This window comes from Candidatus Desulfatibia sp. (assembly GCF_036446775.1).
In the GTDB taxonomy this organism is placed as follows: Bacteria; Desulfobacterota; Desulfobacteria; order Desulfobacterales; family UBA11574; genus Desulfatibia_A.
In genome coordinates this window covers 1-26,955 of sequence record NZ_JAZFTO010000143.1, presented here as the reverse complement: position 1 = coordinate 26,955, position 26,955 = coordinate 1, and the positions used below count along the sequence as shown (strand labels likewise).

Annotated in this window: 31 protein-coding genes and 2 tRNA genes; 18 read left to right on the top strand and 15 right to left on the bottom strand. The window is 45.2% G+C overall.

Features of this window, described 5'->3' with window-relative positions:
* Window positions 1-115: 115 nt before the first annotated feature.
* From V3S16_RS07220 to V3S16_RS07155, 14 genes are all read right to left on the bottom strand, one after another.
* A tRNA-Gly gene (locus V3S16_RS07220) sits at window positions 116-190 on the bottom strand.
* Window positions 191-331: 141 nt separating this feature from the next.
* Entirely contained in the window at window positions 332-880 is a 549-nt protein-coding gene (pgsA, locus tag V3S16_RS07215; protein WP_413883998.1) for a CDP-diacylglycerol--glycerol-3-phosphate 3-phosphatidyltransferase, read from the bottom strand.
* 45 nt (window positions 881-925) lie between these two features.
* Entirely contained in the window at window positions 926-1,573 is a 648-nt protein-coding gene (gene fsa / locus V3S16_RS07210) for a fructose-6-phosphate aldolase (RefSeq protein ID WP_413883997.1), read from the bottom strand.
* Between the two features lie 33 nt (window positions 1,574-1,606).
* Window positions 1,607-1,867: a hypothetical protein gene (locus V3S16_RS07205; RefSeq protein ID WP_413883996.1), complete on the bottom strand. Its 261-nt coding sequence runs from the start codon at window positions 1,865-1,867 to the stop codon at window positions 1,607-1,609.
* Complete coding sequence (folK, locus tag V3S16_RS07200; RefSeq protein WP_413883995.1) at window positions 1,867-2,361, bottom strand: 2-amino-4-hydroxy-6-hydroxymethyldihydropteridine diphosphokinase; 495 nt, start codon at window positions 2,359-2,361, stop codon at window positions 1,867-1,869. The genes V3S16_RS07205 and folK overlap by 1 nt, the downstream gene beginning before the upstream one ends.
* 20 nt (window positions 2,362-2,381) lie before the next feature.
* On the bottom strand, window positions 2,382-3,020 hold the full coding sequence (locus tag V3S16_RS07195; RefSeq protein ID WP_413883994.1) for a phospholipid-binding protein MlaC: 639 nt from the start codon (window positions 3,018-3,020) through the stop codon (window positions 2,382-2,384).
* 350 nt (window positions 3,021-3,370) lie between these two features.
* A complete protein-coding gene (gene mlaD / locus V3S16_RS07190; protein ID WP_413883993.1) occupies window positions 3,371-3,817 on the bottom strand; it encodes an outer membrane lipid asymmetry maintenance protein MlaD in 447 nt (148 codons plus the stop codon).
* Window positions 3,818-3,859: 42 nt separating this feature from the next.
* Window positions 3,860-5,071 (bottom strand): ATP-binding cassette domain-containing protein, encoded by a 1,212-nt coding sequence (locus V3S16_RS07185; RefSeq protein ID WP_413883992.1) that lies wholly within the window; start codon window positions 5,069-5,071, stop codon window positions 3,860-3,862.
* A 6-nt stretch (window positions 5,072-5,077) separates the two neighbouring features.
* On the bottom strand, window positions 5,078-5,878 hold the full coding sequence (locus V3S16_RS07180; RefSeq protein ID WP_413883991.1) for an MlaE family ABC transporter permease: 801 nt from the start codon (window positions 5,876-5,878) through the stop codon (window positions 5,078-5,080).
* Window positions 5,879-5,924: 46 nt separating this feature from the next.
* On the bottom strand, window positions 5,925-6,302 hold the full coding sequence (locus V3S16_RS07175) for a Crp/Fnr family transcriptional regulator (protein ID WP_413883990.1): 378 nt from the start codon (window positions 6,300-6,302) through the stop codon (window positions 5,925-5,927).
* Between the two features lie 309 nt (window positions 6,303-6,611).
* On the bottom strand, window positions 6,612-9,263 hold the full coding sequence (gene alaS / locus V3S16_RS07170) for an alanine--tRNA ligase (RefSeq protein WP_413883989.1): 2,652 nt from the start codon (window positions 9,261-9,263) through the stop codon (window positions 6,612-6,614).
* A gap of 28 nt (window positions 9,264-9,291) precedes the next feature.
* Complete coding sequence (gene recA / locus V3S16_RS07165) at window positions 9,292-10,320, bottom strand: recombinase RecA (RefSeq protein WP_413883988.1); 1,029 nt, start codon at window positions 10,318-10,320, stop codon at window positions 9,292-9,294.
* A 239-nt stretch (window positions 10,321-10,559) separates the two neighbouring features.
* Window positions 10,560-11,135, bottom strand: coding sequence for an RNA 2',3'-cyclic phosphodiesterase (thpR, locus tag V3S16_RS07160; RefSeq protein ID WP_413883987.1), 576 nt, complete (start codon window positions 11,133-11,135; stop codon window positions 10,560-10,562).
* A 147-nt stretch (window positions 11,136-11,282) separates the two neighbouring features.
* Window positions 11,283-12,680 (bottom strand): M23 family metallopeptidase, encoded by a 1,398-nt coding sequence (locus tag V3S16_RS07155; RefSeq protein ID WP_413883986.1) that lies wholly within the window; start codon window positions 12,678-12,680, stop codon window positions 11,283-11,285.
* Window positions 12,681-12,863: 183 nt separating this feature from the next.
* On the opposite strand from V3S16_RS07155, the gene kdsA reads away from it, so the two are divergent.
* The 14 genes from kdsA (at window position 12,864) to V3S16_RS07085 (ending at window position 22,442) form a co-directional block, all read left to right on the top strand.
* Window positions 12,864-13,685 carry a 3-deoxy-8-phosphooctulonate synthase gene (gene kdsA / locus V3S16_RS07150; protein ID WP_413883985.1) on the top strand — a complete coding sequence of 274 codons (822 nt, stop codon included), beginning with the start codon at window positions 12,864-12,866 and terminating at the stop codon, window positions 13,683-13,685.
* Between the two features lie 12 nt (window positions 13,686-13,697).
* Window positions 13,698-14,213, top strand: a complete 516-nt coding sequence (locus V3S16_RS07145; protein ID WP_413883984.1) for a KdsC family phosphatase — start codon at window positions 13,698-13,700, stop codon at window positions 14,211-14,213.
* Window positions 14,213-14,797: an LPS export ABC transporter periplasmic protein LptC gene (gene lptC, locus V3S16_RS07140; protein ID WP_413883983.1), complete on the top strand. Its 585-nt coding sequence runs from the start codon at window positions 14,213-14,215 to the stop codon at window positions 14,795-14,797. Before V3S16_RS07145 ends, lptC begins: the two co-directional genes overlap by 1 nt.
* Window positions 14,798-14,843: 46 nt before the next feature.
* A complete protein-coding gene (locus V3S16_RS07135) occupies window positions 14,844-15,353 on the top strand; it encodes an LptA/OstA family protein (RefSeq protein WP_413883982.1) in 510 nt (169 codons plus the stop codon).
* Window positions 15,354-15,376: 23 nt separating this feature from the next.
* Entirely contained in the window at window positions 15,377-16,099 is a 723-nt protein-coding gene (lptB, locus tag V3S16_RS07130; protein ID WP_413883981.1) for an LPS export ABC transporter ATP-binding protein, read from the top strand.
* A 1-nt stretch (window position 16,100) separates the two neighbouring features.
* A complete protein-coding gene (rpoN, locus tag V3S16_RS07125) occupies window positions 16,101-17,534 on the top strand; it encodes an RNA polymerase factor sigma-54 (protein ID WP_413883980.1) in 1,434 nt (477 codons plus the stop codon).
* Window positions 17,535-17,548: 14 nt separating this feature from the next.
* Window positions 17,549-18,079, top strand: coding sequence for a ribosome hibernation-promoting factor, HPF/YfiA family (gene hpf / locus V3S16_RS07120; RefSeq protein WP_413883979.1), 531 nt, complete (start codon window positions 17,549-17,551; stop codon window positions 18,077-18,079).
* A gap of 44 nt (window positions 18,080-18,123) precedes the next feature.
* The gene (locus V3S16_RS07115) at window positions 18,124-18,585 is read left to right on the top strand and encodes a PTS sugar transporter subunit IIA (RefSeq protein WP_413883978.1); all 462 of its coding nucleotides are present in this window, start codon (window positions 18,124-18,126) and stop codon (window positions 18,583-18,585) included.
* An 18-nt stretch (window positions 18,586-18,603) separates the two neighbouring features.
* Window positions 18,604-19,467 carry an RNase adapter RapZ gene (gene rapZ / locus V3S16_RS07110; RefSeq protein WP_413883977.1) on the top strand — a complete coding sequence of 288 codons (864 nt, stop codon included), beginning with the start codon at window positions 18,604-18,606 and terminating at the stop codon, window positions 19,465-19,467.
* Between the two features lie 151 nt (window positions 19,468-19,618).
* Window positions 19,619-20,032, top strand: coding sequence for a PTS sugar transporter subunit IIA (locus tag V3S16_RS07105; protein ID WP_413883976.1), 414 nt, complete (start codon window positions 19,619-19,621; stop codon window positions 20,030-20,032).
* 19 nt (window positions 20,033-20,051) lie between these two features.
* Complete coding sequence (gap, locus tag V3S16_RS07100; protein ID WP_413883975.1) at window positions 20,052-21,056, top strand: type I glyceraldehyde-3-phosphate dehydrogenase; 1,005 nt, start codon at window positions 20,052-20,054, stop codon at window positions 21,054-21,056.
* 125 nt (window positions 21,057-21,181) lie between these two features.
* Complete coding sequence (gene tpiA, locus V3S16_RS07095) at window positions 21,182-21,943, top strand: triose-phosphate isomerase (RefSeq protein ID WP_413883974.1); 762 nt, start codon at window positions 21,182-21,184, stop codon at window positions 21,941-21,943.
* A gap of 17 nt (window positions 21,944-21,960) precedes the next feature.
* Entirely contained in the window at window positions 21,961-22,344 is a 384-nt protein-coding gene (gene secG / locus V3S16_RS07090; RefSeq protein WP_413883973.1) for a preprotein translocase subunit SecG, read from the top strand.
* Between the two features lie 12 nt (window positions 22,345-22,356).
* Window positions 22,357-22,442 (top strand) — tRNA-Leu (locus V3S16_RS07085).
* Window positions 22,443-22,552: 110 nt separating this feature from the next.
* Here the strand turns inward: V3S16_RS07085 and V3S16_RS07080 are convergent.
* The gene (locus tag V3S16_RS07080) at window positions 22,553-22,714 is read right to left on the bottom strand and encodes a hypothetical protein (RefSeq protein ID WP_413883972.1); all 162 of its coding nucleotides are present in this window, start codon (window positions 22,712-22,714) and stop codon (window positions 22,553-22,555) included.
* A 164-nt stretch (window positions 22,715-22,878) separates the two neighbouring features.
* Between V3S16_RS07080 and V3S16_RS07075 the strand changes: the two genes are divergently transcribed.
* The 4 genes from V3S16_RS07075 (at window position 22,879) to V3S16_RS07060 (ending at window position 26,014) form a co-directional block, all read left to right on the top strand.
* Window positions 22,879-23,322 carry a type II toxin-antitoxin system RelE/ParE family toxin gene (locus V3S16_RS07075; protein WP_413883971.1) on the top strand — a complete coding sequence of 148 codons (444 nt, stop codon included), beginning with the start codon at window positions 22,879-22,881 and terminating at the stop codon, window positions 23,320-23,322.
* Complete coding sequence (locus V3S16_RS07070; protein WP_413883970.1) at window positions 23,255-23,623, top strand: helix-turn-helix domain-containing protein; 369 nt, start codon at window positions 23,255-23,257, stop codon at window positions 23,621-23,623. Before V3S16_RS07075 ends, V3S16_RS07070 begins: the two co-directional genes overlap by 68 nt.
* A gap of 791 nt (window positions 23,624-24,414) precedes the next feature.
* Window positions 24,415-24,756, top strand: coding sequence for a helix-turn-helix domain-containing protein (locus V3S16_RS07065; protein WP_413883969.1), 342 nt, complete (start codon window positions 24,415-24,417; stop codon window positions 24,754-24,756).
* A complete protein-coding gene (locus tag V3S16_RS07060) occupies window positions 24,677-26,014 on the top strand; it encodes a type II toxin-antitoxin system HipA family toxin (protein WP_413883999.1) in 1,338 nt (445 codons plus the stop codon). Before V3S16_RS07065 ends, V3S16_RS07060 begins: the two co-directional genes overlap by 80 nt.
* The last annotated feature ends 941 nt before the right edge of the window (window positions 26,015-26,955 follow it).

Below are 26,955 nucleotides of genomic sequence, written 5' to 3'. Positions count from 1 at the left end.
AATTTCTTGCCATCCCTTTTGTTTCGTATGGTTGCGGGACCCGGTTTTTTAACGGGGAATATCGTTTTTTCAGACCGATGCCTTACCACTTGGCTATGCCGCCTTAAAAAAAAAATGGAGCGGGAAAGGGGATTTGAACCCCCGACTTCGACCTTGGCAAGGTCGCACTCTACCACTGAGTTATTCCCGCTCAATGTTATAATTTTACTAAATATTTATTTTGGTTTTGTCAACAAATATTTTCTTCAACCTGCCATTCTCACCAACCTAAGTATTCATTTACTGGACGTTCTAAACTAAGTACACGTAATCGAACTTACGAATTAGAACATTAAGCCCGCATGAGGCCCCTGAACTTAATAAAATAGTCGGCCCCGGATAACAGGGTCAATGCCAGGGCCGCCCATAAAAATACGGACCCGATTGCATGAAAATCGATAGTAAAATATTGAAAATGTATTAAAAGAGGTATTATGGCGGCTATCTGAAATCCGGTTTTATATTTTCCAAGGCGCGATGAGGAGATATCCTTTCCCTTTTGGGCGGCAATATTTCGCAGGCTGGTGACAGCAAGCTCCCGCCCGATGATAATACAAACCAGCCAGCCCGGAATCCATCCCAGCGACGCCAGCATTATAAAAGTGGCAGAAACCAGCAGTTTATCTGCAAGCGGGTCCATGACCTTGCCGAAATTTGATACAAGCCCCTTGCGCCTTGCAAAAAAACCATCCAGAAAATCGGTTATGGCCGCAACACTGAATAAAACGGCAGCCACAAACGTAAACAACCTGCCGGGAAACAACAGCAAAATTACAATCAGCGGAACTGCGGCAATGCGAAACAGGGTTAGATTATTGGGGTTGCTAAATATCTCTTTCATCTACCCACCCGAAAACATAGTCCTTGCATCTAAAGTCGTCGTTTTTTATTTTTTTTGTGATTTTTCCCAGTCGTCAATAAAAGCTTTGATACCCTTGTCTGTCAGCGGATGGGCAGCCAGTTTGGCCAACACGTCAAAGGGGATGGTGGCAATGTCAGCTCCGATAAGGGCTGAATCCAGGACATGCAACGGATTGCGCACACTTGCTACAATGATCTCGGTATCAAAGGCGTAATTACTGTATATTTCCACAATCTGTTCGACCAGCAGGATCCCTTCCTGGGACAGGTCATCGAGACGGCCGATAAACGGGCTGACAAAGGTCGCACCGGCTTTGGCCGCCATCAGAGCCTGCAAAGGTGAAAATACCAGAGTTACATTTGTTTTGATTTCCTCTTCAGTAAGTTGGCGAGTGGCCTTCAAGCCGTCCACGGTCATGGGAATCTTAACGACTATATTTGCGTGAATCCCTGCCAGGTCCCGAGCTTCCTTGATCATGCCCTCGGCATCCAGGCTGATAACCTCAGCACTGATGGGACCATCCACTACTGCGCAAATCTCTTGGATGATCTCTTTAAAATCACGTCCTTCTTTGGCTATGAGACTCGGATTGGTAGTAACGCCGTCAACCATCCCCATACTGTGGGCTTCTTTGATTTCGTTTATGTTTGCTGTGTCAATAAAAAATTTCATCTGCGAGAACCTCCTGTGCAATAACTTCGGAATCTATTTTTTTAAACGCCTGTCAATAAATTTATCTCTGCATTCCGGGCTGCAGAAATACAAATCCTGACCGTCGGTCTTTAGATGTACACCGTCTCTTTGGGGAAAATAGACTTCACATACAGGGTCTTTGACCATCACGTCATCGATCTCACCGGCGGCTTTGCCGGCAAACGTTTTTGAGGTTGATGCGCTTGGCAGCATCCAGGCCTTCAACGTCCGGTAACCAAGGTATATTAAACCCAAAAAGATCAGTAGTCGCATTAATACTCAACCACCCTTTGCCTATCTTCTCCCAGATTATCTAAAAGATGCTGCACATCTTTTTTGTAAACCGGGTGAATAAATGTGGGATCTATATCACAAATAGGCTTTAACACAAAGCATCTTTTGTGCATTCGAGGATGAGGAATTACAAGCAAAGATGTTTTAAGCACTAAATCATCATAAAATATAATATCCAGATCCAGAATCCTGGGACCAAACTTTAGCGGGTCGCGGACTCGACCGGCACTGCGCTCAATTGACTCTAATGTTTTTAACAGCTGAAAAGGATCGAGGGTGGTTTCAATTTTGAACACTGCGTTGACAAACCAATCCTGATCGAGATAGTCAACAGGCGCGGTTTTGTAAAACCGTGAAATGTCAGTTAGTGCGGCTGTGCCGGTTCTTATCAGGGCATCAATACCATTTTGGCAGTTTAAACGTTTGTCTCCGATGTTGGATCCGGTACCAATGTAAACCGTATGCTTTTTCATGTGCGATCATGCCATAGGGGTCAATAAGGGCCCCCGACCATTCTAGATTTAGTCCTTTTCTTTTTCTGCAATTCGATTTTTCGTTTCAGCCGTTTGATCAAGTGGGCCGGGGAATCCTTGGCAAGAACATGGCTGAACTGAGTCCGGTAATTTTTAATCAGGCTCACCCCTTCTATCTTCACGTCATAAACCCTCCAGATGTCATTGCGCTTCAACATGCTGTAAACAATTGGGATATCCACACTGCTTCTGAGTATCTTGGTCGTAACACGGGCCTTTGAGTCTGAAACCATTTTCTGGCCCAGATAAAGAACTTTTTCTTCTTCGTAGCCCCCTTGTATCTTATCAACATAAGTGCTTTCAAGTAATTCTGCAAAAAGATCGGTAAACTCTTTTCTCTGCTGCGGGGTGAATTTTTTCCAATTGCGGGCCAGGGCCAGTTTAGCCATTACTGGAAAATCAAAGACTTGTCTGATAGTCTCCCAAATTTCCTCCCGTTGTGCATCTTCCCGGGCGGCATCCTGATACTGTGGATCTTTCAGTATGCCGAGGAGCTGATCAACAGGCACCTTAAGTGCATCAAGGGGCTCCATGCCGTTTGCTGAGCAGGGTATACCGACAATCAATGCAAAGATTACGGACATTATTTGTTTTCTCATTATTTTCCTTTTAAAACCTTTTTTCATTGCCACTAAGACACCAAGGCACGAAGAATATAATACTAATTTAAATTGTCCGATTGGTTTAATTAGTTTTATTTGTTAACCAACCAAACCAATGGAACCAATTTAACCAATAAAACTGAATCATTAAGGTTGATAATTCATACACTTTCTTTGTGTCTTTGCTGGCCCGGTTAGGTACTAGAATCTGTTTCAAAACCTTCAGTCGGGTTTAAGGTCAAGGCGGGATGAAAGTTTCAACCGCAGGAATATATATAATATTTCGAGGATTGAGACTTTCAGCCCAACACAGAGATTGGGCCCGAGGGGAGGTTTTGAAACAGATTCTAGATCCCGCCAAACACATACTTGCTTATCAGTTCCTCCAAATCCATGGCTGATTCAGTTTCTATGATCGTATCCCCCGGCTTGAGGATCTCATCCGAGCCGCCGGGAGTCAGGTTGATATACTTGTCTCCGATCAGGCCCGCGGTTTTAATCGAGGCGATAACATCATCGGTCAAAACAACTCCCTTTTGAATCTTCATCTTTACAACCGCCACCATTTCTTCTTTGTCCAGGGAGATGGAATCGACTTTGCCTATTTGAACCCCGGCCACTTCCACCGAAGCCCCGATATTGAGTCCTGAAATAGACTGAAATTGTGCGCTGACAGAATAATGATCTCCTCCGAACCATTCCATTTTACCTAACCTAATGGTCAGATATCCAACGCATATTATTCCAATGAGCACAAAGATACCTACTGCTGTTTCAACTGATGATTTGTTCATGGATCCTCCCATCTATAGTTGAATTCGTGACTTTTTACGAGATTAACAAACTTTAAATTCAAATAATTCGTTTTGAGCAGATTCTGCCATGGCAACTATGTGCTCTATCTTACTGTCTTGCTGTGCTTCTGCAAACCCGGCGTCAACAGAAAAACAGAATTCGGGATACGGCCGTATCCCGATAATGTCTTCTGCTTTTAGTTCTTTCGCCAGTTTATCACAAACCATCCGGGCTTGATCAATGTCGGTATTTGGAAGAACTGCAAGGATTTTGTCTAACCCGTAACGAAAACAGATATCAGTGATTCTCAAATGGTTTAATATTTGAACTGAAAAATTTTTCAGCACGGTCTGGGCTTCCGCATGCCCTATGATTTCATTTATCTCTTCCATATTATTTATTGATAATAAAATGATGGAAAAAACAACCTGATGGCGTTGCAGCCGGGCCATCTCTTCCAAAAATCTTTTCTCTCCCTGCAATTGGGTATGCATGCCGGTCAGATCGTCGCGGCGGCTTTCCAGGCCCCTGATAAACTGTTGAACCTCCGGAACTGTAGTTTGCTGGATTTCCTTGGGGGTTCCTTCAATAATAATTCGCCCTTCTTCCAGCATGGCCACGCGCTGCGAAAAATAGAAAATATCCGGTATTGCATGGCTGACCACCACGCCTGTGAAGCCAAACTTTTTTTGATAGTCTGCAATCATGCTGTGTACGGCGTTTTTGCGAATCGGATCCAGCCCGGTAGTAGGTTCATCAAACAGGACAATCTCTGGATCGGTCACCAGGGCTCTGGCAAGAGCCACTCTTTTTTGCATGCCGCCTGAGAGTTGGGAAGGATATTTGTCGTCAATATCGCTCAGGTCCAGCTGTTGCATTATGTTCCGAATCCGTTTTTTGATCTCGGCTTCGGGCAAAGATTGCTTTTCTTTAAGGGGCATAGCAATGTTTTCAACGACAGACAAGGAATCGAAGAGGGCCGAACCCTGAAACAAGTAGCTTATTTTGCTTTTAAAGACCTGTCGTGCGCTCTTTTTCATTTCTGAAAGCGGCTGTCCCTGGAAAAGGATTCTACCCGAATCAGGTTTCAAAAGCCCTATTATATGTTTGAGCAAAACGCTTTTGCCAACACCGCTTTTTCCGATGATGGTGGTGACCGCTCCTCTGTAAATACTTAGATTTACGCCATTTAGGATCTGTTTTTGGCCAAATTTTTTAAAAACGTTTTCAAGTTCGATAAGCGGTTGGTTCATAAGCCTTTATAGTAAAAAAGATGTAAGTATATAATCGACGATCAGAGTCAGAACACAGGAAGCGACGACTGCTGAAGTAGTTGCATGACTTACCCCTTTGGCCCCGAAACCTTCGGCCCGGGTGTGGGTAAAATAGCCTTGGAAGCAGCAGATAGTGGTTACAACTACCGAAAAAACAAGCGATTTAATAAACCCGCCTGAAACATCCTTCAGCAGGACACTCGATTGGACTTTGGCAAAATAGATTCCAGGGTTTATGCCCAGCAAAATCGAACCTGTAAGATACCCTCCGAAAATTCCTACCACGTCAAAAATTGCTGTAAGTAAAGGGAAACTGATAAAAGCAGCAGCCATTCGAGGGCTGAACAAAAAGCGTACAGGGTCGATATCCATTGTTTCCAGTGCATCGATTTGTTCAGATATACGCATTATTCCTATCTCGGCAGCCATGGCCGATCCAGCCCGGCCTACGACCATAATAGCGGTCAGCACCGGACCCATTTCACGGATCAATGAAAGGGCAACCGCCGCACCCAGCAGCCCTTCCGATCCGAATTGCACCAGCGTATAATATCCCTGAAGCCCTAAAACCATGCCCGTAAATGCCCCCGTCAGACAAATAACAAAGATAGATTTTGTGCCTATAAAATAGACTTGCTCAATGATTTTGGATATCTGCAAGGGAAGAGAAAAGATGTGAAAAAAGCCATGAGAAAAAAAGATGGCAATTCTTCCCATCTCCTGGATCGGGGAAATAGCCCGTCTGCCAAGAGAGGCCAGCGTGGTTTTCGCAACAGCAAAGCGCATCAGTAATCGTATCCAGCTAAAGAAAACAGTATTATCTTATGCAAAATCAACTGACCGGCAACAGATAGTCAGCCAGCCGGGAAGATGTTTTGCGTAAATTTAGACTTAAAAGTCGTGAAATTCCTTTAAGGATTTTTATGCCGGTTTCAGGATGGTTTTTTAGTATCTCATCAAAATTTTTCTGTGTTAATGTGAGAAAAGAGGTTTCTGTACGGGCTTTAGCGGTTGCTGACCGGGGGAAATTATCAATAACTGACATTTCACCAATTGAGCGCCCTTTTGGTAACGAAGCGATAACGACTTCGTTGCCAGGTGAAGATCCCTTAATAATATCAACAGTTCCCTCCAATACAAAGCAGACAGAATCGCCTCGGTCCCCTTCCTGAAAAATAATTTCACCTGCTTCGATTTCAGAATAATCCATATGACCCGCCACAACTTTCAATTCATTTTCCCTGAGCCCGTCAAATAAGGGAGAGTATATAAGCGAGTCAATGATAGTCTCTTTTATTTCCCTTTCGCTTTTTGACTGAGTCTTTTTCACTTTACTATCTCCTGTTTAGATTTAGTCCGGGGTATTTTGTTTCTTATCGGCCGGTTGTTAAAAATACTTGAATCAATTAAAGCGTCATGGCGGAGAATGCGCTCGCTGTTACATTTGGGTTTAGATCGGCAAAAACCAGCAAATAAAAGCGCGTTAAAGCGAACATTGATGTGGCTTTAAGAATATACCTTAGGGAGCTTCAAAAGTTTTAAAAGAACTGTTTTTTATCACCTCGTAAGCCTTTTCAAGGGCTTCATCCAGCTTCTCCGGTTTGGTTCCGCCGGCCTGTGCCATATCCGGTCTGCCGCCGCCGCCGCCTCCCACAACCGCTGCGACCTGCTTGACAATCCGGCCGGCATGAAACCGGTCGGTCAGATCTTTAGTAACGATGACGATCAGCAGGGCCTTGTCTTCTGCAGTACCACCCAGAACAACGATGCCCGACTTTATTTTATCCTTGAACCTGTCGGCCAGGTCTCTCAAGGCTGCCGGCTGGTCAACCGCAACCTTTTTGGCAAGGACCTTGATACCATCAATGGATTTAACGTCAGCTTCGATGTCATTGACCGATGTGGAGGCGATTTTTACCTTTAAACGATCGACTTCTTTTTCAAGAAATTTCTGATGGGATAATATTTTCTCGAGCCTTTGGGGCACCACTTGGGGTCGTTCTTTGAGCAGGCGGGCTGTATCATCCATCAACTTTTCGCTTTTCTGAATATGAGCCAGTGCCGCCCCGCCGGTCAAGGCTTCGACCCGCCTTACGCCTGAAGCCACGCTCGATTCTTCGATGATTTTGAAAAAACCGATATCTCCGGTAGCTCCTGTATGCGTTCCACCGCAAAGTTCTTTGCTGAAATCGTTTAAAGAAACCATCCTGACCCGGTCACCGTATTTTTCTTCAAAAAGTGCGGTAGCACCTGTTTTGAATGCTGCTTCAGCCTCCATCTCCACGGTCTCAACCGGTACGTTTGCACGCACCCGCTGGTTGACGATGGTTTCAATTTCTATCAGTTCTTCAGGGGTGGTCTGGGAAAAGTGGGTGAAATCGAAACGCAGCCTGTCCGGTGCCACCAGGGATCCGGCCTGTTTGACATGATCTCCAAGAACTTTGCGCAAAGCAAAATGGAGTAGATGAGTGGCGGTATGATTGCATTCGATGCAACTACGCGCGACCCTGTCGACCGTAAGGATTACATTCTGCTCTTTTATTATTTTTCCTGAAACGATTTCTCCTATGTGAATGATAAGTCCGGCCGGATCCTTAACCGTGTTGGTAACCGACATCTCAAGATCCGGGCCGGTGATTTTTCCAACGTCACCGACCTGACCGCCGGCCTCACTGTAAAAGGGCGTTACTTCAGTGATAACTTCAACCTGCTGGCCGCTGCCCGCCTCGGAGATTTCCCGGCCTTCCTGCACCAGAAGAAGTACCTTTGAGTCACAGGTTGTCGCATCGTAGCCGACAAACTCCGGCATGACACCTTGGGCCGAAAGGTTTTTGTAGGCTTCACTGATTTCGGCAAACGCCGCCACTGATCCGGACTTGGCGCGCTGCTGTTCCATGGCGCTGTCAAATCCACGCATGTCAAGATCCATTTCTTCGTCCCTGACCACGTCCTGGACAATATCCACCGGGAATCCGTAGGTGTCATAAAGCTTAAAAATCAAATCTCCCGGCACCCGGGTTTGACCTTTGGCCTTTAGATCTTCAAGGCCATCGTTTAAAAGCCTGAGGCCGTGATCAAGTGTTTCTGAAAAGCGTATCTCTTCGTTATTGATCACATTGGTGATATATGCTTTGGCGTCGACAAGATCGGGATAAGCCGGTTTCATGATATCAAAAACTACTTCCGCTGTTTTATGGAGAAACGGATCGGTCAGGCCTATGTTACGGCCATAGCGGATCGCCCTGCGCATGATGCGGCGCAGCACATAACCTCTGCCTTCGTTGGAAGGCATGATACCGTCGCCGATAAGAAATGCAGCGGCCCTGCTGTGGTCGGCAATAACTTTCATAGCCACATCCGCTTCCCACGACTGCCCCAACCGCTTTTCAGCCAGATCTTCTACTTTTTGCATGATGGGCCGGATCAGATCGATATCATAATTCGTGGGCACATCCTGAATGAGAGCAATCAGCCGTTCCAACCCCAACCCGGTGTCAATACTCGGTTTGGGAAGCGGGTCCATCTTGCCGGATGCGTCGCGGTTGAATTGCATAAACACCAGATTCCAGATCTCCAAATACCGGTCACATTCACATCCGACCCCGCAATCCGGCCGGTCGCATCCGTATTCCTCTCCGCGGTCCATGTGAATTTCACTACAGGGCCCGCAGGGGCCGGTATCGCCCATTGCCCAGAAATTATCCTCTTCGCCAAACCGTAAAATTTTTTCCTCCGGCACCCCGATGTTCTTATGCCAGAGTTCATGGGCCTCGTCATCGTCAAGATAAATCGAAACCCAGAGCTTGTCTGCTGGCAATCCATAGCTGTTTGTCAGCAAATCCCAGCCAAAATCGATGGCTTTTTCCTTGAAGTAATCACCAAAAGAAAAATTGCCCAGCATCTCGAAAAAGGTATGATGCCGGGCGGTATAACCGACATTCTCAAGGTCGTTATGTTTACCTCCGGCGCGCACGCATTTTTGAGTGGTAGCCGCCCTGACATAACCTCTTTTTTCTTCGCCTAAAAAGCAGCGCTTAAACTGTACCATCCCGGCATTGGTGAACAGCAAAGTGGGATCATCGGATGGAACAAGCGACGAACTTCTTACAACCCGGTGGTCATGTTTTTCAAAATATTCAAGAAATTTTTTGCGTACTTCGTTGCCAGTCATAGATTGCTCCATTTGCGTGTTAGTTTCTTTATTCGTCAGTCTCTGTAATTTGCTCTTTGCTTTTTGAAAGTCCCAATTCTTCCCTGGTCTTGGTCAATACCGCATCGTGGATATCTACATTTTCCTTTAAAAATCCGACTACGTTTTGTCGTCCCTGGCCGATTCGCTCCCCTTCAAATGAATACCAAGAACCGCTTTTATCTATCACGCCGGCATCAACACCCACGTCAAGGAGATCGCCGATTTGCGAGATGCCTTCACCATATATAATATCGAATTCAGCTTCCGTAAAGGGCGGCGCCATTTTATTTTTGACAACACGCACTCTTGTGCGATTTCCCACAATCTCCTGGCCCTCTTTGATCGCACCGGTCCGGCGGATATCAAGCCTGACCGAAGCATAAAACTTAAGCGCATTCCCTCCGGTGGTTGTCTCCGGATTTCCAAAGACAACACCAATTTTCATACGAATCTGATTAATAAAAATAACAGAAGTCATGGTCTTGCTGATGCTTCCGGCCAGCTTTCTTAAGGCCTGGGACATCAGCCGGGCTTGAAGCCCCATGTGGGAATCTCCCATCTCCCCTTCAATTTCGGCCCTGGGAACCAGCGCAGCAACTGAATCGATAACGATGATATCTATGGCACCGCTTCTTACAAGCATATCGACAATCTCAAGGGCCTGTTCCCCGGTATCAGGCTGAGCAACCAAAAGTTCATCACAATTAACGCCAAGTCCTTTGGCATACGAAACGTCCAGGGCATGCTCAGCATCGACAAAAGCGACAATACCGCCCTGTTTTTGGGCCTCAGAAACGGCATGCAGTGCCAGGGTTGTTTTGCCGGATGATTCCGGACCATAAATCTCAACAACCCTGCCCCTGGGAAGCCCCCCTATTCCCAGCGCTTTGTCAAGAGCAAGCGAACCGGTTGGTATGACCGGCACATCTACAATGGGACTGCTTCCCAGCTTCATGATAGAGCCTTTGCCGAACTGTCGCTCTATCTGAACCATAGCGGTCTCGACCGCCTTTTTCTTCTCCGGTGAAATGCTCATGATATCCTCCTATAAAGAAGTGCCTAAAATTTGTCAATTTACAAAAGTGTTTTGTATGATGAATTCGGTTTTCTACGACGCCATCAAAGATGATGATCTCGTAAAAAGTCACGAATTCAACTATAGATGGCTAAGTAAAAAGGTTCATATACAAGGCGTAGTACTTTTTCAGGAACGAGGCCATACATGTAGTATGCCGAGTGTCTGAAAAAATACTACAACGCAGTAGATGGGACTTTTTACGACGCCATCAAAGATGTCTCGTTCAATTTTGTATATACAGCTCCGGTGGGTTTCAACTCGCTCTTAAACAAAGCAACCGTATCGGTAACAAAAGGCTCTGATTCAAAGCCTGCAAATTCTTTGACAGCCTCCAGAAGCTTCTTCGGGTCGATCTTATTTTTAACGCGACCCAAGGTTAAATGTCCCTTAAACTTTCTTTTCTCCTTTGGGAAACCGTTTGCCGCCAACTTTTCGTCAAGCGCTTTTTGCAATTTCTGCAATTGGTTGATTTGGCCGGCAAGACCCACCCAGATCACACGGGGACGCTTTATACTCGGAAAGGCCCCTATCCCTTTTGCAGCTATCGATATCGGTGCAAACCCTCTGGCTGACTCAAATATCGCCTGGTGAATCTTCTCGGTCTGCATCTTTTGGATGTTACCTAAAAATTTAAGGGTAAGGTGAATGTTCTGCGGACGAACCCAGCGCACTTTAAATCCATAGGGCTGTAGCCTTTCCTGAATCCTGCCGATTGAATCAATTATTTGTTCGGGAAGTTCGATCGCTATAAATGTCCGTATGGTATCAGACATACAATTCTATCCTAATTGAGTCAAACTCAATTGGTTGCTTGCGCGTTGCGCGGATTACAAAGTACGGCGTTGGGAAGTTTTCGTAGAGTAACCTCCTTTTCGACCTTGCATTTATCTGCTGGTAAGTCTTGTTAATTTTATGTTCTGTCATTTGTGGCTACTCCCGTTTCGTTTCAAGTCACTTACAGCTTCTATTTTGGCTGTGATATTATTCTTTATCCAAGCCGCATCCCACCACTCAACGGGATTTACAAACGTATCATTAACCAGCATACCAAAATGGAGGTGATCACCGCCGGCCAGGCCCGTATTTCCGGTACGGCCTATAATCTCACCTTTTGCTACGATTTGTCCCTCTGAGACGTTAACAGCGCTCATATGCGCATACATGCTGAACAGCCCAAAACCATGGTCAAGGAGGACTGTTTTTCCGTAAATTCCGAGGGAACCTGCAAACACGACTTTTCCCTTGTTGGATGCCGGAACCGGTGAATGGACCACAGAGGCCAGATCAATGCCCAAGTGAACCTGCTCGTCAATAACAGGGCCTTTATATTTATATTTGCGGTGATCGGCAAAGCCCGCTCTTCTCACTGACTTCGGAAGCCTTCCAAAAGGACCGTCCCAGTAATTGATGTTGTCGGTCTTAACTACAAGTCGTGTGATTTGACGATAGTTGGCCTTACGAATGTCACGGTTGACTTTAAGGAATTTGTCGATGGGTGTTGGGGAGTCCAAAGGCGTTTCCACGTCAAATTCCGGCATCTTCCAATTCAAAAACCTGTCGGAAATTTTAATCACATCCTTTTTAAAAGCTTTACGTCTAAAATAATGAGGAAAACCGGTTCTACCGACGTTGCCGGCATAATCTGTTACCTTAACAAATACCTTGGTGCCGGGACCCTGCTTATAATTGAGAGCAAAAAACGCTATTATTATACTTGGATCCTTAAAATATCCCGCATGCCCCGGGAAATAATTTTCTCCGACGTAAACTCCTTGTGCTATGCTGGGTTCTGATATCCTGAAGATAACAAGTCCTGCCCCACCCTGGCTTAGGTTGTGGACTCTGGTTAGCAGATCTATCTGGGGCGGCTTGGTATCAATGGTCACATCCTTCTCAATATATGTCCGGTTTCCGCGCCACCACTTGCGCCAGGAAAAATCGCGAACGACCATTCGTAAAATTGCTTTGCCGTCGGTTATGCCGATTTCCTTTGGCTCGATTTTGATCTTGAAAGTCGCTTTGTGGATCTTCCCGCCGCCGGAAAAACCTGTGGCCGGAAAATTTTTATCGAGTAAAACAACCTCCCTTTTGTCTTTTACAAGTCCGATCCATATCCTGCGAAGACCGCTGTTTTCATCAGACACCGTGACTGAAATTGTCTGAGACAAATTTAAATGTCCAGAGGGAAGCTCAAGCATGAGTGCCGGTTTTTCACCTTCCAACCGCTTCAGCAATAACCATCCAGCTGCCAGAATGACGCTACAACATCCCAGCGCAATCAGCCGTAATGCAATGTTTTTCTTTTTAGCTTTCAACAAGTTACGATCCGCCTTTCCGCGTCAGCCCGTGCCTTTCACAAGTCAACTAAAACATAATTAATAACAGCTAAAAAGTTGGTAATCAAGGCCTGTTTTTCGTTTTTCGTTTCTTGACTTTTATTGGTGTACACGATAAATATTTTTTTAAGAATGCACTCACTTAGCCTGGATTCGAGGGGGAGTATGAGCAAAATCGTTAATATTAGCAATATCGCCATAGGACAGGGGCAACCATTGGTTCTGATTTCGGGTCCCTGTGTAATAGAAGATTATGAAACGACGTTCGCGATTGCTTCATATCTTAAAGAACTTACCCAGAAGCTGGATATTCCGTTTATATTTAAGGCCTCTTATGACAAGGCCAACCGCACAGCCATAAATTCCTTTAGAGGTCCCGGAATTAAAGATGGCCTTGAGATACTGAAACGTATTAAGGCAGAGCTTGACCTTCCGATCATTTCAGATGTTCACAGGATCGTAGAAATTGCTGCCGCAGCCCAGGTACTGGATATAATCCAGATTCCTGCTTTTTTATGCAGACAGACTGATCTCATTTTAGAAGTTGCCCGAACAGGCAAGCCGCTGAATATCAAGAAAGGGCCGTTTCTGGCTCCGTGGGATATTACGCATATCTTGGAAAAAGTAACTTCCACAGGTAATAGCCAGATCCTGATTACCGAACGGGGCACAATGTTCGGTTACAATAACCTGGTGGCAGATTTTCGCAGTATAAAGATCATGCAGGATACCGGCTGGCCGGTAATATTTGATGCAACCCACAGCATACAGCTGCCCGGCGGTGCGGGCACCAGTTCAGGTGGACAACGGGAGTTTGCGCCAATTCTGGCCAGCGCTGCAGTTGCCGCCGGTGCCGACGGGTTATTTTTGGAGGTGCATCCAACTCCTGATAAGGCCCTCTGTGACGGTCCCAACGCATTAAAACTGGATACCCTTTATGACTTGTTTGCCCGGCTTAAAGCCATTGGCAAGGTCATATCGCCGTGAGCGCAAGAGTTCATGATGAAAAATAGACTAAAAGGCTTAAAATTGCTGATTCTTGACGTAGACGGTGTCCTCACAAACGGCAGTGTTATCTACAACGACAAAGGCGAAGAAACCAAGGTTTTTGGCGTACGAGACGGCCTTGGTATTAAATTGCTGATGGAAGCCGGAGTGAACGTATGTATTGCCACCGGCAGACATTCAGAAGCTCTGCATCACCGCTGCCGGGATCTTGGTATCGTTCATATATTCGACGGGTTAAGGGATAAAACTTCCATATTGGATATAATTTTAAACCGCACCGGCGTAGCGGCTGAAGAAGTCGCATTTATCGGCGATGATCTTCCGGATATTGCTTTGATGAAAAAGGTCGGGCTCGCCATTGCCGTAGCAGATGCGCATGCAACGGTCCTTGAAAATGCTGATATGGTTACATTGGCAAAAGGTGGCTGTGGAGCAGTCAGAGAAGTCAGTGAAGCCATTTTGAAAGCTCAAGGCCGGTGGGAAAACATTCTGGAACGCTTCTTGTAATGCTGTTTTCAATAAACAAAGAACCTAAAAGATTAAAACTCTTTCTGGTTGCGATTATTGTGATAACATTGGGTATTATCGCGGCGGTGTTTATCGGATACCGCCACATTTTAAACCAAGAGGTCGACCTGCTCGCGGCCGCAGCAACAAAATCCGATATCGCAATGGGAAAATTTCATCACACCGCAACCCGTAACGGAATAAAGGAATGGATGATAGATGCCCGCACGGTTCGAGTTGTCAGCGCCCAAAATCAGGCCGTTTTCCAGGATCCTGCGGTAACGTTTTTTTTAAAAGACAACACTAAGGTTTACCTTACGGCAAATCATGGTATTCTGAATACAGATTCAAATGACATTGAAGTTTCCGGTAATGTTGTGGTAAAAAACGAAAATTACCGGTTAAAAACCGAAATTTTAAATTACCTGCACAAAAAGCGTATACTTTTTTCCAAGGTTCCGGTAGAAATAGTGAGCGCATCATCACAACTTACGGCTGACTCCATGACTCATGATTTAAATCTTAACGAAACTGTGTTTAAAGGACATATAAAGGGAGTCTTTGTTGAAAATATTATGTTGTAATCCGATCAATTGGCGTTTTTTTTCGGCGTCGAAAGCCGTTTTTCTAATGGCAACTGTTTTTATGACCGTCTTTGCATTTGCCGATGATCCACCAACTGATCCGGGTCCTAATGATCCCGGCAAAAAAATATATATTACATCTGACAGTCTGGTTAGCGGCAATGATGCTAAATATGCTGAATTTATTGGAAATGTCAAGGCAACTCAGGGATTGGATGTCATTACGGCCGACCGACTTAAAATTTTTTTCAAAAAGACTCCGCAAAGCAATGACAATCTAATTATGGATCAAAAATCGATCGCCAAAATAGTGGCCAACGGCCATGTAACCATTCATTTCGATAATAAGGTTGCAGTTGCCGAACAAGCCGTGTACATTACTGCAACTCGAGTCCTCGTCCTGTCGGGCCCCAATTCCAAAATCGTCAGTGGCAGCGATTCTGTTGCTGGTGAAAAAATAACAATCTACAGGACAGATGGACGTATTAATGTTGAAAGCGGCGGCGAAAAACGTGTGAACGCCGTCTTTTTTTCCGGTGGCAAGGGTTCGAACTGAACCGGAACCGGATATATAACAATATGACAACATTGAAACTTGATAACCTAGTAAAAATCTATGATGGAAGAAGGGTTGTAAATTCGGTAAGCCTGAGTATTGAAAACAGCAGTGTTGTCGGTTTGCTGGGCCCCAATGGCGCAGGTAAAACCACTACATTTTATATGACCATCGGAATGATAAAACCCGATGAGGGACAAGTCTCTCTCAACAATGAAGATATTACGACTTGCCCCATGTACGTGAGGGCGCGTAAGGGTGTCGGGTATCTGCCCCAGGAAACGTCGATATTTCGAAAGCTTACCGTAAAACAAAACATATTGGCAATTCTTGAAATCCTACCAATTGACAAATCGAGCCGGGAGGATCGTGCTAATATGCTTCTCGATGAACTGGGGATAAAACACCTTGCCGGCCAAAAAGCCAATTTGCTTTCGGGCGGTGAAAGACGGCGTCTTGAAATTTCTCGCTCCCTGGCCACGAATCCGTCTTTTATGCTTCTTGATGAGCCTTTTGCCGGCATAGATCCTTTGGCAGTCATCGACATCAAAAATATTATCAGACATTTGAAAAAACGAGGTATAGGTGTTCTTATATCTGACCATAATGTGAGAGAAACGCTTGAAGTTTGTGATAAAGCATATATACTAAATGATGGTGAGGTTATCGAATCCGGCTCCCCGGAAAAAATAGCTGCAAGCGAAACCGCCCGCCGGATATACTTAGGAGACGAGTTCAGACTATAAAATGGTACTGGAACTGCGACAACAGTTAAAATTATCCCAGCAGCTTATCATGACACCCCAGCTACAGATGGCAATCAAGCTGCTGCAACTCTCCCGGCTGGAATTAGTGGATACGATCCGCCAGGAGCTTGAGGAAAATCCTGCGCTTGAAGAGGACGGCCCGGAAGATGAAGATGGCCAGCCCAAAGAAATATCTGAAATTGCACCTGCGGATACATCCCCCCTCAGCGAAGTCACCATTGAAGAGAAAATTCGTGGTGATATTGACTGGAACAATTACCTTGATGAATACAGCTCGTCCGGCAGAATTCATTTCGAATCCGAAAGGAAAGATACCCCCAGTTTTGAGTCTTTTATGTCACGCAAGGAATCTTTGTGTGAACACCTCCTTTGGCAGCTGCTGATGACATCCCCGAATGAGGAAGAAGAAAAGGTCGGCGACCTTATTGCAGGCAATCTTGATAAAGACGGCTATCTGGATGTTTCCATTGAAGAACTTGCCGCTATGGGCGACGCTTCCCCTGAAAACATCCAGCAGGTTTTATCAAAAATGCAGACCTTTGACCCTATCGGCGTTTGTGCAAGGGATCTTTGTGAATGCCTGCTGATTCAGACCCGGCATTTTAATCTCGACAATACCATTGTAACCCAAATTATTAAGAACCATCTTAACCATCTTGAGAATAAGAATTATAAGGCCATTGCCAAAGCTCTGAAAGTAAATATGGAAGAGGTGATTGCAGCGGTAGACGTCATTAAAAGCCAGGAGCCCAGGCCTGGGCGGCCATTCTCTGACTACCAGCCCCAATATATCACACCCGATATTTTTGTTTATAAATTTGAAAATGAATTCATCATCGTGCTCAATGACGACGGCCTGCCAAAACTCCGTGTCAATCCCTTTTACAAAAACGCTATAAAACACGGCAAAAACATTTCTGAGCATGCCAAGGATTACGTGCAGGAGAAGATGCGCTCTGCAACCTGGTTGATCAGGAGCATCCATCAACGCCAAAAGACTATCTACAGGGTTATGGAAAGCATTTTGAAGTTCCAGATGAGTTTTTTTGAAAACGGGATTGCGCACTTAAAGCCCATGGTCTTAAGAGATGTTGCCGAAGACATCGGCATGCATGAGTCTACCATCAGCAGGGTGACAACCAATAAATATGCGCATACACCCCAAGGAATTTTTGAATTGAAGTATTTTTTTAACAGCTCTATTAAACGTATCCATGGCGATGACATTGCATCTGCGAGTGTTCAGGAAAAAATTAGACAAATCATTGAAAACGAAAACCCCGGAAAACCATTCAGCGACGATAAAATCTCGCTGCTTTTAAAGAAGTTAAACATCAATATCGCACGCAGAACCGTAGCTAAATATCGTGACATCATGAAAGTATTGCCATCAAATAAACGCAAACAAATATAGGGGGACCCAATGCTATGCAGACATCGGTAACTTTTAAAAATCTGGCCCCTTCTGAACATTTAAAAGCATATGTTGGAGAAAAACTTAATCGCTTTGATAAATACCTTTATAACCCCGCAGAAGCCAGTGTTGTCCTTTCGGTCGAAAAGTTCCGTCACCTGGCTGAAATCAATATCAACGGAGACAGACTCAATATAAATGGAAAAGAAGAAACCGGCGACATGTATTCGGCCATCGATCTGGTTCTTGACAAACTTGAAAACCAGATCAAGAAAAACAAGCAAAAAACCAGGGAGCACCGCAGCGGATCGAAAGTCAGACCAAAAGATTTTATCGATGAAGATATCGAAAGTCTGGATGAAGAGACCGCCGACCGGATCGTGGTTAGAAATATTGAATATAAACCAATGGATGTTGAAGAAGCAATAATGCAGATGGACCTTGTAAACGACAACTTTCTGGTATTTACAAACGCCAGAACCGATAGAGTCAATGTTCTTTATCGTCGCAAGGATGGTCACTACGGTCTGATTCAGCCCAGTTGAATTCGTGACTTTTCACGAGTTCATCAAAATTGATTGTGAACAAAATGAAGATTCTTGATGTTTTGCATAAAGAAGCGATTCTATCCGACCTGAAAGCACTCGACAAGCAAGGGGTTCTTGAAGAGCTGGTAACGCCTATAGCCAGTATCGCCGGTGTAAATCATGATTATCTGGTAAGAGTGCTGATGGACCGGGAACGCTTGGGAAGTACCGGCATCGGTGACGGCGTAGGAATTCCGCATGGCAAATTAAAGGATCTCGACGCTCTGGTCCTAGGGTTCGGTTTAAGCCGAAAAGGGGTCGACTTTGAATCTATGGATGAACAACCGACCCATATCTTTTTCCTTCTGGTAACACCGGAAAATTCGACCGGTCTGCATTTAAAGCTGCTCGCTCGAATTTCCAGGATTCTTAAAAATGAACTTTTCAGGCAAAAGCTTATGGATGCCTCTAATAGCGATGAAATTTATTCTATTATCCAGGAGGAGGAAGAAGAAGAACTATAAACCATAACTTGCAGTAAAGTGGAAAAGTTAAATATTATAATTATTACAGGATGTTCGGGTTCCGGCAAAAGTATTGCGATTGCCGCCTTGGAGGATACTGGATTTTATTGTGTCGACAATATGCCGGTTGCGCTGCTTCCAAAGTTTTTGGAACTCCCACTTCAACGCGGCAGTGAAATTGCAGGGCTTGTATTTGTAATGGACCTGCGAGAAAAGGGTTTCCTTTCCAAATACAAATCAATCTTTAAAGGACTCAAAAAGAAGGGACATAATTTCACAATTCTTTTTCTTGAAGCCGATGAAGAGGTTTTGCTGCATCGTTACAGCCAAACGCGCAGGCATCATCCTCTCTCTCAGGGCAAAAGCCTGCTGGACGGAATACGTACGGAAAAGAAGCAGCTGCAAGATCTTAGAAGAGTTGCCGACAAAATTATTAATACTTCCCGCTACAATGTTCACGAGCTGAAGTCCGTTATCAAAGATATCGCGCAAAAAAGTATCAACCTTGCGCCCATGAGGATCAACATCCTGTCGTTTGGTTTCAAATACGGTATCCCTCTCGATGCGAACCTGGTCATAGATGTGCGCTTTCTTGCCAATCCGTACTTTGTTTCTGAACTCAAAGATTTAAATGGAAAAGACCCTAAAATAAAAGAGTTTGTCATGAATGACGATGAAACCCGCAGATTCTTAAAGAAATATTTTGATCTGCTGGAGTATCTACTCCCCTTGAATGAAAAGGAGGGAAAAGCCTACTTAACCATTGCCGTGGGTTGTACGGGAGGAAGGCATCGTTCGGTAGCCATTGCAGAATCGATACTTGAACATATTTCAAAAACTGATAAGTCTGTTATCGTTACACACCGCGATATTGATCAGTAAATAAAATCGTATCACGATTGATGATCTCGTAAAAAGTCACGAATTCAACTATAGATGGCTAAGTAAAAAGGTTCATATACAAGGCGTAGTAGATGGGACTTTTTACGACGCCATCACGATTTTATAACTTTAAACAAATACAAGGGATTTTATGATTGGTATAGTCATTGCTACCCACAGTAAGCTTGGAGACGCACTCATTGACGCTGCTGAATTTATTATCGGCAATCGGCCCGAAACCACGGTTTCGGTTTCGATTAACTTGAGCGAAAACGTTGACAAGCTGCGCCAAAAAATCGTTGAAGGAATTAAAAAGGTCGACCAGAAGGAAGGCGTCCTTATTCTAACAGACATGTTCGGAGGAACTCCGTCTAACTTAAGTTATTCATTTCTTGAAGAAGGACGTGTGGAAGTCATATCCGGGGTTAACCTGCCCATGTTAATCAAAGCTGTAGAAGCTCGGGAAAAAACACAGCTCAGCGAGCTTGCTGTAGACCTGGAAGCTTTTGGGAAAAAGAGTATTTCACTTGCAAGCGGAATATTGAAAGGGAACAAACGCAAGTAAAACAACTCAAGGAGGCATTATGAGTATTAAATTAGGTATAAACGGCTTTGGAAGAATTGGTCGTCTTGTTCTCAGAGCTACATTAGACCGTCCGGATGTAGAAGTTGTCGCGGTAAATGACCTGACCGATCCTGCCACAATGGCTCATCTGCTTATTTATGATTCTGTTCACGGCAAAATAGACAAAGAAGTTGTCGCTCAAGATAACGCCATCATGGTTGATGGAAAATCTATCGCTATTACGTCTGTAAAAGACCCTGCCACCATCCCCTGGAATGATTTTGGTGTCGACATCGTTGCTGAATGCACCGGGCTTTTCAGGGACCACGAAAACGCATCCAAGCATCTTGCCGCCGGTGCACGCAAAGTTATAATCTCTGCACCTGCCCAGGAGCCTGATGTTACGATTGTCATGGGAGTCAACTCCAACCAGTATGACCCCAGAAATCATCATATTATATCGAATGCCTCTTGTACAACCAACTGTCTGGCACCGGTCGCCAAGGTGCTCCTTGAAAATTTCGGTCTCCAGAGCGGACTGATGACCACGATTCATTCTTACACGGGTGACCAGCGCCTTTTAGACTTTCCACATAAGGATCTACGCAGGGCCAGAGCAGCGGCTCTGTCCATGATTCCGACCACTACCGGTGCGGCCAGGGCGGTCGCCCTGGTGCTTCCGGAACTGGCCGGCAAGCTCAACGGCCTGGCCATTCGAGTTCCCACGCCGAACGTTTCTTTGGTTGATTTGGTGGTGACTGTCGAAAAATCCGGCGTGACCGCCACGGATGTCAACGACGCTTTAAAAGAGGCTGCGGAGAAATCGCTGGCAGGGATACTCGAGTATAGCGATCTTCCGCTGGTTTCCTCTGATTTCAATGGATCCACTTTTTCGTCGATCGTCGATGCACCGACCACTTGTGTAGTAGAAAACATGGTCAAAGTGCTGTCATGGTACGACAACGAAACCGCATACTCTCACCGCATGGTCGATCTGGCCGCTATGATCGGAGCCCAATTGTAGGGCGCGCTTTGTTTGAGGAGCACTTTCAGCCGTCGTAGCTAATTCAGCCGTCACAGCTAAAGCTGCTTTGGCGAAGTCGACAGCTACTATGGCGAAGTCGGCTCGTTTGAGGAGGTTTAAATATTATGGGAAACCGACGCCCGTTAATCGCCGGAAACTGGAAGATGTATAAAACCTCTAGCGAGGCTGTTGAAACCGCCCGCCAGCTGGTCAAGCATACAGCTTCGGCCGCTGATGTCGACGTGATGATCGCACCGCCGTTTACAGCCCTTTCCGCAGTATCGGAAGTTGTCAAGGACAGTAATGTTTTTCTTGGTGCCCAGAACCTTTTCTGGGAAAAAGAAGGCGCCTTTACCGGTGAAATCTCTGCCGCCATGCTGATTTCGGCCGGCTGCCGGCATGTCATTATCGGCCACTCGGAGCGGCGCCAACATTTCGGGGAGACGGACGAAAACGTTAACAAAAAAATGAAATCCGCGATTAAAAACGATTTAATACCTGTTCTTTGCGTTGGCGAGACTGAAAATGAACGAGAATCGAATGCAACGTTTACGGTGCTTGACAAGCAGCTGCATGATGGATTAGAAGGCTTCTCTGCCGATGACCTGGCAACGCTGGTGATCGCTTATGAACCTGTCTGGGCCATTGGAACCGGTAAAACCGCAACCAGCGATCAAGCCCAGGAAGCTCATCAGTTTTTGCGCTCGCTCGTCGATAAAAGATTTGGGAATATGCTTGCCAAATCAATTAGAATACTATATGGAGGAAGCGTTAAACCGAATAATATCGCAGAACTGATGGCGATGCCCGACATTGACGGAGCACTTGTGGGCGGCGCCAGTCTGAATGCTGAAACGTTCAGCCAGATCATTTTATATAAAGAATAAATTTCAGGAATTACAATATGGGAACACTTTTAATCATAATGCATGTTATTGTCAGCATCGCCCTGATCATGATCGTGCTGCTGCAGACCGGCAAAGGCGCTGATATGGGCGCGGCTTTCGGCGGAGGTGCCAGCCAGACCCTTTTTGGGAGTACGGGTGCATCCACTTTTTTGGGTAAAGCTACTACGGTGGTGGCCGTTCTTTTTATGCTAACCTCTTTGGCGCTTGCTTATAGGTCCGGCCTGCGTACCGGTGACTCGATTATGGTGGACAAAAAAGCGCCCTTCGAACAGCAGGCGCTGCCGGCCATACCGGCCGCCCCGGATCAAGGCGTGCAACCCGCTGCGGAAGCTGCACCGCCTCTTCAACCGGCGCAGGCCGGCAAAGGCACGCAAAAATAAATTATCTTTTGTGCCGAAGTGGTGGAATTTGGTAGACACGCTATATTGAGGGGGTAGTGGGGAGACCCGTCCCGGTTCAAGTCCGGGCTTCGGCACCATGAATAAAAACAAAGGGTTTAACAAGCATCGTCTCTGTTAAACCCTTGTTTTATTGGTTTGGATGGACTACGTACTTATAATATGCCTTAACCACAGGCATTGATAAGCCCTACCCTATTTTATTTTTATCTGATTTTTCGTTTTGGTCAACGTTTTGGTCAACATTTGCGGATGGACTGGTATTTTGATCAACATTTTCAAAAAACTTCTCCAACTGGTTAACAGCTTTCCTAGTATCATCTTCATCAACCGTATTATAGCGGTCAAACATTTCCCTCGTTGAATGCTTTGACGCTCATCAGAATTGACCCACCCTTGCTCATTTCAAGTCACCCGCCAAGAATTTTTCATTAACACCGCTCATCAAGATTAACCCACCGTTTAGGCTCATCTTCATGTCGTGGATTCTATTATAGCGCCCCAGATATTGAACCAATGTTCCCCGCCAGGATATGGTGGAAGACAATAGTCTTTTTTGAAGCACTTGACAACATGTCATATTTGACATACAAGATTATCATGCGTCCGAAAGATAAACCCTTAGTATGGATGCGTGGCGAAATTAAGACACCACCTTTTTCTCAAAAGGCTCGACTCGAAGCTGGGTATTTATTACGGCAATTACAAAAAGGAATAAAGCTTTCTCTCCCTCAATCAAGGCCAATGCCATTGATTGGGACCAGATGCCATGAGTTAAGAATAAATGACGAAAACGTAATTTGGCGAATAATTTATCGGATTTATTCAGACGCAATCTTAATACTGGAGGTTTTCGATAAAAAAACAAACAGGACCCCGAAAGGAATAATCGATGTCTGCAAAGAAAGAATCAAACGTTATGATGCAGACACCTGGGAAGGGGGAAAAAATTATGGATAACAAAAAGAAAAAAATTTTAGAAGCAAAAGGCTATATGGTTGGTTCAGTGGATGAATTCCTGGGTCTGAGTAAAGAAGAATTGGAATACATTGAACTTAAGTTGGAACTTAGTCAGGCTTTAGCTAAACACCGAAAACAAAGCAAATTGACTCAGGTTCAACTGGCCAAAAAATTAAAATCAAGCCAATCCCGGATTGCCAAAATGGAAAAAGGAGACCCCTCCGTTTCCATTGACCTTCTTGTAAAATCTTTGCTGGCCATGGGCGAAACAAAAAAAAGTATTGCAAAAATGATTACATGAATTGCCATATTTCATTTTCTAAATCGTCCTAATAAAAATATGCGAAAATATGCGATTATGCGGCCAGGGCTGTACAAAAACTCGTTTAATGTTACAAAAACTCACTTTGATTTTAACAACCTATTGAATTTACAGCACATTTAGCAACTCCGGGCTTCGGCACTGCAAGAAAAAAAGAGGGTTATGACTTACGCAGTCTAACCCTTTTTGTATTAGTATATTATTACTCTAAAGAATAGCTAGCGACCGGCAATATTAAAAGCTCGTTTTCTCTAAGCCACTGCTCTTGACAACAGGCCTGCATAAATCATATATTTCATTGGTAAATTAGACATTACCCCTCACCTTTCAAAAAGTGGTGACGAATATGAGGAAAAATATATTGATGAATATCGAAAAACAGTTTCGAGAATCTGTAAAGATGATTCTATCAGGTTCTTCAATCATTGCAGTCTATATTTTTGGATCGATCCTGAGAAAACCTTCAAAAAAAGAATGGTACACGAAATTGCTATAAGGGGAATGTTTTTTGATTTTAAACCGTTTCTTGATCAGATCCGATCAAATTGCATAAAAGTCATTTAGCGCTGATATTTCATTATGAAAAAATCCTATCTACCTGAAGCTTACACAGACAATCTTGAAAATTTATAAAATTGTTGTTTTAAAACACCATAAAAAGCTTTTGTGTTGTTTTAAATCAACAAATATCCAAATTTTTCTTGACCTAACTATGGAATCGTATTATGTTTAAAGAAACATATAACGTTTTTGAGATATCTTAAAGCAACATGACACGCATCAGCAAAATCTCAAAATCCCCGCCGGCCGCGGTCGAGAACGTACTTAACCAGTTGGGTCGTAACATCCGCACTGCCCGCCTGCGGCGCAAGCTTTCCAGGGAGAATCTCGCTGAACGCATTGGCATCTCACGATATGTGTTAGCCGATATCGAGAAAGGCAAACCCACCACCGCTATCGCCGCCTATCTGGGCGCACTATGGGCGCTCGGTCTTATCAGAGATATGCGGGAGGTAGCCGATCCGGACCGTGATGAGGAAGGCAAGATTCTGGAGCGGGCCAGAAGCCCAAAAACCGCTCCTAAACGCAGGAAGATGGACGATGACTTCTGAGCGCGAGTGCTATGTTTACATCGTACCGCCCGGTGCGACTGAATTCGTCACAGCCGGGCGCTTCCGAGTATCCCCAACTCCCGATGGCGAACCGGTCGGACAGTTCGTCTACGGACGGCGTTACCTTGAAAGGAATGATGCGGTCGAGCTTGACCCTGTAGAGTTGCGGCTCCGCAGGGGTTTATACGAAACCGCCCGGATGGAGGGCTTCTTTGGCGCGATCCGTGACTCCATGCCTGATTTCTGGGGGCGGCGCGTCATTGAACGAAACACCGGTCACACGCAGCTCGAAGAGTTCGATTACCTGATGTACGGCCCGGATGACCGGGCGGGTGCGTTGGGGTTCGGTCTCAATGTGGAACCACCGGCCCCAAAGCGTCGGTTCAATCATACGCTTGATCTGCAAATTCTACAAGCCGCAGCCGACGCCGTAATTGAAGAAGTTCCAATCCTTGAGAACTCAAGCACCAGACAGGTCGAGGAGCTCATGTTGGTCGGCACATCAATGGGCGGTGCCAGACCTAAAGTTGTTGTGGAACATGGACAGGACCTATGGGTTGCCAAGTTCACCCGACATGACGACCGCTGGAACCATCCCCGCGTGGAGCATGGTCTATTGAAGCTTGCCGAAACTTGCGATCTTACTGTGGCCCAAAGCGACATTACAACGGTTGGCGAACGTGACGTTCTGCTCGTGCGCCGGTTCGACCGAGACCGTGTAGAAGAAGGTTACCGGCGGCATCGCATGGTCAGTGCGCTGACTATGCTGCAAAGTTATGACAGCCCGACAGCGCGACGGGACTGGTCCTACATCCTGTTTGCGGATGAGATCCGGCGTGTGAGCGCGGAACCGAAAGCCGACCTGCGGGAGCTTTTCGGTAGAATGTGTTTCAACGCGACGGTGTCTAACCTGGACGATCATCCGCGCAAGCATGCCTTGCTGGCAAAAGGCCGGGACTGGCGTCTAAGCCCTGCTTTTGACATAACGCCCACTCCCATGATCGCCTTGGAAAGGCGCGATCTTGCCATGGCATGCGGCAACGCCGGACGCTATGCCAACCGCGAAAATCTGATGAGCCAACATGGTCGCTTCCTGCTATCCGAAGAAGAAGCGACCGTTATCCTCGATAAGATCGTTGAAACTGTTCGCAACGCATGGCGGCCGACCATACGGCGAGCGGGTGTCAGTGCGGCCGACTGCGAAGCCATCGCCAGTTCCTTCCTTTACGCCGGATTCTTTTTTGAAGGAGTGGCATAGAAAGCCCCCTCCCCGAAAAGTGTCTATTGCCGCGCGGTCTTCTGTTAATATCATCAAGTCTACACACAAGCGACCGCTCCTCCTGCGGAGTAAAAGTGGCAAATCTGGCCGGACGCGTTCAGGGCTATGATAAAATCGACGACAGTTTAATCTGCGGCATTCTTAAGCGGCCTTGTCAATTTTTCATCACGAAAATGTTTGTTTCTTTGTTTGGTTTTTAACAATTTGCCCCCTTCTATTTCCTGCCTATTTGATACCTAAAAATTGCATAAACTTTTCTTGACAGGAACTTTAATATTTTTTCAAGACACAGTTGCTTCGGGAGCGCTGATTTTACCGGATCTGCCGCTTTATAGGGCGCTTGTCGCAGATACCGCTTGCTGTGCAGTAGCATACTACAGCTGCGAACTCGATGCCTTGCATCTCCGGCGAAATCGGTAATTGTAAATTTTAAGCGATATCTAAAAACATATTTCCTTCTTATGCTCCAGACAAGATTTTCGGTACAGTTATTGCATTAATTTATCTTAAAGATTTCCTATAAAACTGCCGATATATTGTCAGGAGGCACGGCATGTTAATAAATATAATTTTGGGCATCACACTTATTTATGTTGGTGTAATTGTGTGCCTGAATTTAGCGTCCAAAATGCAAAAAATGCTGGATTTGGAAAAATAACCCCATGTTCTGAACTAGCTTCTGCTCACTCCACTGAATTTACCAGAGGTTCTATGGGCCAATATTGCCCATAGGCCGATTCAATCAAAACACTATTTGACCCCGACTTTACATATCAAGATTTTTCCTCTATAAAACAACGAGGTTATGATTTGGATTGAATCATGCGTAAAAATATTATAGAAACCCAAAAATTGTTTCAAATTGAAGATTTAAAAGATGGACAGGTAAGTATAAAAACATCAGAATATCTTTTGTCTTT